The 6,523-nt window shown below is 65.9% G+C and carries 4 protein-coding genes and 1 pseudogene; 3 read left to right on the top strand and 2 right to left on the bottom strand.

The window, feature by feature from the left end; genetic code table 11:
* Window positions 1-824, top strand: a pseudogene (locus tag ACOJTB_RS04480) (type III glutamate--ammonia ligase); the annotation flags it as partial.
* 138 nt (window positions 825-962) lie between these two features.
* Here ACOJTB_RS04480 and ACOJTB_RS04475 read toward each other — a convergent pair.
* The gene (locus tag ACOJTB_RS04475) at window positions 963-1,511 is read right to left on the bottom strand and encodes a YceI family protein (protein WP_420101316.1); all 549 of its coding nucleotides are present in this window, start codon (window positions 1,509-1,511) and stop codon (window positions 963-965) included.
* Between the two features lie 14 nt (window positions 1,512-1,525).
* Window positions 1,526-3,469 carry a putative bifunctional diguanylate cyclase/phosphodiesterase gene (locus ACOJTB_RS04470; RefSeq protein ID WP_420101315.1) on the bottom strand — a complete coding sequence of 648 codons (1,944 nt, stop codon included), beginning with the start codon at window positions 3,467-3,469 and terminating at the stop codon, window positions 1,526-1,528.
* Between the two features lie 297 nt (window positions 3,470-3,766).
* Here ACOJTB_RS04470 and ACOJTB_RS04465 point away from each other — a divergent pair, with 297 nt between their 5' ends.
* Both ACOJTB_RS04465 and ACOJTB_RS04460 read left to right on the top strand, forming a co-directional pair.
* On the top strand, window positions 3,767-4,219 hold the full coding sequence (locus ACOJTB_RS04465; protein WP_420101314.1) for a DUF3597 domain-containing protein: 453 nt from the start codon (window positions 3,767-3,769) through the stop codon (window positions 4,217-4,219).
* Window positions 4,220-4,578: 359 nt separating this feature from the next.
* On the top strand, window positions 4,579-6,456 hold the full coding sequence (locus ACOJTB_RS04460) for a methyl-accepting chemotaxis protein (protein ID WP_420101313.1): 1,878 nt from the start codon (window positions 4,579-4,581) through the stop codon (window positions 6,454-6,456).
* Window positions 6,457-6,523 lie beyond the last annotated feature (67 nt).

The raw sequence follows: 6,523 nt of genomic DNA, 5'->3' as shown, positions 1-6,523 counted from the left end.
AGATCTGCGACCACATGCTGGCGCTCGGCTGGAAGCCCTACCAGAACGACCACGAGGACGCGAACGGCCAGTTCGAGATGAACTGGGAGTATGACGACGCGCTCAAGACCGCCGACAAGCATTCCTTCTTCAAGTTCATGGTCAAGTCGGTGGCCGAGAAGCATGGCCTGCGCGCCACCTTCATGCCCAAGCCCTTCAAGGGCCTGACCGGCAATGGTTGCCACGCACATATCTCGGTCTGGGATGTCGCTGGCAAGGTCAACGCCTTCGCAGACAAGACCATGCCCTTCGCCCTGTCGGAGCAGGGCCGGCATTTCCTCGGCGGCATCATGAAGCACGCCTCTGCGCTCGCCGCCATCACCAACCCGACGGTGAATTCCTACAAGCGGATCAACGCGCCGCGCACCGTCTCCGGCGCGACCTGGGCGCCGAACACCGTGACCTGGACCGGCAACAACCGCACCCACATGGTGCGCGTGCCCGGCGCCGGCCGCTTCGAGCTGCGCCTGCCCGACGGGGCGGTGAATCCCTATCTGCTGCAGGCGATCATCATCGCGGCCGGTCTCTCCGGATTGCGCTCGCAGGCCGACCCCGGCCCGCACCACGATATCGACATGTACCGCGACGGCCATCTGGTGAAGGACGCGCCGCGCCTGCCGCTGAACCTCCTCGACGCGCTGCGCGAATACGAGAAGGACGGCGCCCTGCAATCGGCCCTCGGCCCGGAGTTCTCAGCGGCCTATCTCAAGCTGAAACACGAGGAGTGGAACCGCTACTGCGCCCATTTCACCCAATGGGAGCGTGAGGCGACGCTCGATATCTAGGGCATGCCGAGCTTTCTCGGGACCAATTCGGCATCCCGGGCTTGCACCGGGAGCCATCAAATGGACGACGAGGAGCTCTTCGGGATGTTCGAGCCCCGACGCGGGACGGTCTGTCGATCCGCCCGGGCGCTGCGGCGATCAGGACAATTGCCCGCTGACCGAGATCTCCAGCCGATCGTCGATGAGGGTGATGTCGCGACCTATATCGAATGCGGCCCGCGAGATGCTCGTCGTGGCCGTGAACGGGAAAGCCTGCCCCGTCCCGGCCCGTGCGAGATCGCCCTCGATGACCGCCTGAAGCGAGATCGGACGGGTGATGCCCTTGACCGTCAGGAGCCCGTCGATCCGGAAATGCCCGTCGGAAATCCTGCGCACGCTCCGCGACACGAAGCTCATCTGGGGGTGCCGTTCGCTGTCGAGCAGGAGCGGCCCTTTGACGAGGCCGTCGGCGACGCCGATCAGGCTGCGCAACGAACCCGTGGCGATGCCGACCGCGATCTTGCTGCCCTCGGGTTTCAGCAAATCGACCGAAACCGCGCAGTCGATGTGCTCGAAGCGCCCCGAGACGATCGGCAGGCCGAAACTGCGCCCGATGAAGCGGACCTCGCCGGCGCCGCTCTGCCGCAGCACGATGTCCTGTGCCCGGACCGGCGAGAGCGCCAGAACGAGCGCTGCCGCCAGCAGCATGCGAAGCCTCGCCATCACGAGGCGGCGACGCCGGCGCGAGCGCGCTCGGAGGTCGCCGACTCGGCCAGGAAGCCTTCGACCTGCGTTTCAGGCATCGGTTTGGAGAAGTAATAACCCTGGATCAGATGGCAGCCGATATTCTGCAGGATGTCGAGTTGCTCGCGCGTCTCGACGCCCTCGACGACGCAGCTGAGCGCGAGGTCGCGTGACAAGGCGCTCACCGAGCGCACGATCTTCTGGCTCGCTTCGCTCGTCGCCAGATCACGCACGAAGCTGCCATCGACCTTGATCTTGTCGAGGGGCAGTTTCTGGATCTGGCTCAGACTGGAATAACCGGTGCCGAAATCATCCAGCGCGATCCGCACGCCGGCCGCCTTGAGCAGGTTGATATTGGCCAATGCCAGCTCGATGTTCATCATCAGCGCGGTCTCGGTGACCTCGAATTCGATGCGCTTGGGCGCAATGCCGCTGCGCTTGACGATGGCGATCAGGTTCATCACCTTTTCCGGTGCCGTGATATCATGGCCCGACAGGTTGAACGAGATCCCCACATCCTCCGGCCAGTTGGCGACGGCGAGCAGGGCCTTCCTCAGGAGCAGCGGCGTCAGGGTCGTGATGAAGCCCGACTGTTCGGCCGCGACGATGAACTTGCCCGGAGGCACTGCGCCCAGGGTCGGGCTCTGCCAGCGCGCCAGACATTCCAGCAGCAGCGTGCGGCCGCTGCTCGAATCGACGATGGGCTGGAACGTCAGATAGAATTCCGCCTCCAGATCGGCCGCCCGCATGGTGCGCTCGATCAGCGCGGCTTCGCGCACCGCCCGCTCATGCTCCTCGTTGAACACGGTCGCCTTGAGCCGCCCGGTGCGCTTTGCGGCGAACAGGGCATAATCCGCCCGGTCGTAGAGATCGGTTTCGGTATCTGCCTTGTCGGGGAAGGACGCGAAGCCGACCGAGCATCCAACGACGAGCCGCAATTCGCCGATGTAGATCGGGGCATGGACAGCCTCGATCAGCTTTTCGCCGATGGCGAGCAGGTTCTTGTCGTCGCAGGCGCCGGTGACGATGAAGGCGAATTCATCGCCCCCCAGGCGATAGACCCCGCCCTGTTCCGCGAGGATGAGTTGGAGCCGCTCGGCCATGGCCCTCAGAAGTCGGTCGCCGACGAGATGCCCGTTGCTGTCGTTGATCGCCTTGAAACCGTCGAGGTCGATGATGCCGAGGCCGGCCCGCCCGCCGCTCGCCCTCGCCCGGTCGAGCACGGTCTTCAGATCGTGGAAGAAGCGGCGCCGATTGCCGATCTCGGTCAGCATGTCGGTGTTGGCGAGGCGAAGATTGGTCTCGCTGAGCTGCTCGATCTCGTCGGTCTTGCGCTGCAACGAGAGGCGCGACAGCACGAGGCTGGTGAAGTCCCGGTAGGTGTCGTGGGCGACATGGGCCAGCCCCGCTACGCCGCCCACCAGCAGAATCACGATGCCGACCACCGCAGGCCCGAGTCCTGCCGCGATGAAGAGCAGCCCGGCGGCGCAGAAGGTCGCCGAGATGATCGAGGCGGCCGGCAGATGAAGCAATCCGAAGAGCAGGAACACCATCTGGCCGCCCATGCACAGCGCCAACAGAAGCTGCGTGTCGGGCGTGCCCCAGCAGGACAGCGCCATCTGCCATGCCACGATCACCGCCATCCAGGCCGTCACCTCGATGCCGAGGAAGCGCATGGACCGGGCGCATTCTGCCGAAGAGGGGATCTCGTTGCGCTTCCGGTGCCAGAGATAGGCCCAGATCAGCGCTTTTGGCACAAGGATCGCCGGCAGGATCGTCGAGGCCCACCAGGGGACGTAGGGCGCGTGCACGACGGCGACGGCGATGATGTCGGCACTGAGCGCGACGTAAAGAGCGGGCCAGCCTTTGGCGAGCGCCTGATAGCGCGCCTGCTCGAGCGAGCGCGCCCGGGAATAGTCCATCGCCATACCGAATGCCCGCCGCACCTATCCGTTCGAGGGAAAGACTAGCGGCTGCGGGTAAACGAAGCTGCCGCAGAGTGAAGGCTCATCCGCTGATGACGTACAGGTTTCGGCAACCATCATGTGGCCGTCACAGCGTTGGCGGACCGCTCGAAGTGGCTCGGCCGAAAAATCAGCGTCAAGAAGCCGGTAGACGCCGACGGTGCGGGCGATCTTCGTCGCGAGCGTAGCGGCGGATCATCGGAACTCGGCCGGGCGGTGACAGTTTTCCTGTTGATTTTCAGCAGGAGCATTCCCGTGAGCATCTTCGACAGCATCAAGAAAGCCATCTTCGGTGAGGCCAAGGCCGGCTCCGCTGCCACGCCGGACGCAGCCCCGGTTCCCGGCGCCGTGGTGCCGCCCTCGACCACCTCGACCTCGCCGGCCTCGACGCCCGCCGGCACTGCGGCTGGCGCCTCCGCTACCGGTATCGGATCGGCTCCCGCCGCCCAGGCCGTCGATGTCGCCCCAATTCTCGACAAGGCCGTCCAGGACAGCGGGCAGCAGCTGAACTGGAAGACCTCGATCGTCGATCTGATGAAGGCGGTGAAGCTCGACAGCAGCATCACCGCCCGCAAGGAGCTGGCGCATGAGCTCGGCTACACCGGCGATACCAACGACAGCGCGACGATGAATGTCTGGCTGCACAAGGCCGTCATCAAGAAGCTCTCCGAAAACGGCGGCAAGGTGCCGGCCGACCTGCTCGACTGACCGGCCCTCGGCCGTTCCACGTATCGAGGCGAAAGGCCTGCCGCGCGGCACGCGGCGGGCCTTTCGTCGACATGGGGTGTCGCGGCGTCTGGGCGCTGAGAGCGCAAGGGCCCCAAGGGAAGGGCGAATAAGAACGCTGGGAGACCCCAGGGCCCGGTGTCATTCCCGAGAGCGAAGGCAGTAAGGACGGCGGTTTGGCGTATCGTTTCGCAGCTTCCCTGCCGAGCGCCTTACGGCGCCTGGACGGGAGGCGGGAGCGGAGCTGCCTCATCGGCTTCCCATCCGACCTGTTAACCATAATTTAGATTGAATCTGATCTAACGGGTCCGGGATTTTTAAACCGGGCCGCTGTGATGACGTTGAGCAACCTCAAAATCCGCACGAAGATCATTTGCGCCGTTCTCTTCGCAGGCCTCGTCGGTGTCGGCGTCTCGATCGTCGGCGCGCGACAGCTCAAGGCGACTGACGAATCCTACTCCGAACTGCTGACCACCAGGCCGCCGGGAATTCTGGCCTCGGCACGCGCCGCCCGCAGTGCCGTCGCGCTCGTGGGCGCGACCTACAAGGTGATCGCCACGCCGCCTGGCAGCCCCGTCATGCTCCAGGCCAAGGCGGCCGCGGAAGAGGCTTACGCGAAGGCGCTCGAGTTTCTCGACGAAGCCGGCCGCAACCTGCCCGCCAAGAAGGCGAGCTATGACGTCGTCCGGGCCGGGATCGTCGCCCTGAAGTCCTCGGTCGACGAGGCGATCCAGCACGGAGAAAAAGGCGAAGACGCTCAGGCCCTCGCCGTGCTGGCCAAGATCGAAGGCAAGCTCAACGATCTGATCGACACCAACGCGCAGCTCAGCGCGACGGTGCTGAAGGAAACGGAAGACCGCTCTGCCGCGCTGTCCGCGGACACCCAGTGGGCTGCGACGACGCTGCTGGCGGCGGCGGCGGCCGGGCTGCTGCTCGGCCTGCTCGGTGCGCTCGTGCTGTCCTCCAGGACCATCACCGGTCCGCTGCAGCGGCTGAACGCGGCGATGGGCTCCCTCTCGCACGGTCAGCTGGATGTCGATGTCGCCGGCACCGAGCGCAAGGACGAGGTCGGCGATATGGCGCGCGCCGTGCTGGTCTTCCAGCAGAACGGCTTGGCCATGCGCCAGATGGAGGCCGAAAAGGCCAGGCAGGACGCTGCCGTGGCTGCCGAGCGCGAAGCCAACGAGGCCGAGCGCCGCCAGGTCGAGGAGCAGCGCCTCGACATGGCCCGACAGCAGCAGCACGTCGTCGCCCTTCTGGCGGATGGGCTCGAGCGGCTGGCCCAGGGCGATCTGACCTGCCGCCTGACCGACAGCGTCGCGGCCGATTACATCAAGCTCCGCGACGACTTCAACCGCGCCCTCGACGGGCTCGCCGAAACGGTGCAGACGATCCAGGCGACCTCCGTCGAGGTCAGCACCGCTGCCCGCGAGATCAATATGGGGGCGGACGACCTGTCCAAGCGCACGGAGGAGCAAGCCTCCTCGCTGGAGGAAACCGCCGCGACGACCGAAGAGCTGGCGGCTTCGGTGAAGGCGGCCGCCCATGCCTCGAAGAGCGCGGTCGCGATGGCCGAGGAAGCGATGGGCGTCGCCGAAAAGGGTGGCTCGATCGTCAGCGACGCCGTCGAGGCGATGAACCGGATCGAAATCGCCTCCCGCAAGATTTCCGACATCACCGGGGTGATCGACGAGATCGCCTTCCAGACCAATCTGCTGGCGCTGAATGCCGCGGTCGAGGCGGCGCGCGCCGGCGATGCCGGCAAGGGCTTCGCGGTCGTCGCATCCGAGGTGCGGACCCTGGCGCAGCGCTCCGGCGACGCCGCCAAGGACATCACCGCCCTGATCGTCGAATCGGGTGGCGAGGTCGCCCAGGGCGTGCAGCTCGTGCGCTCGGCCGGCGAGGTTCTGCAACAGATCGTCGAGGCCTCGCGCAAAGTCGCCGCGACCGTCTCCGACATCTCGGCGGCTTCGGCCGAGCAGGCGAACGGCATCGACGAGATGAGCCAGACGGTCGCCCATATGGACGAAATGACCCAGCAGAACGCTGCCCTCGCCGAAGAAAGCGCAGCCTCCGCGACCTCCCTCAGCGACCAGATCGGCCGCCTCAATCAGCTCGTCTCCAGCTTCCGCACCGGGGCCGACACCGCGGGCCTTCACCACATGGCGGGGCGCATGGCCGCCGAGCTGGCGCAGCCCTCGCTGCGCCGCCGGGCCTAGAGCGTCGGACCGAAAAGGGGAATCCCACTTTTCTGAAGGATCCGATGCTCCAGCCCTCTCCTGGAGC

Origin of the sequence: Allobosea sp., from assembly GCF_048595345.1 — a bacterium.
Taxonomy (GTDB): domain Bacteria; phylum Pseudomonadota; class Alphaproteobacteria; order Rhizobiales; family Beijerinckiaceae; genus Allobosea.
Note: the sequence above shows the minus strand (reverse complement) of the source record. Positions and strands in the feature narration are given on the sequence as shown.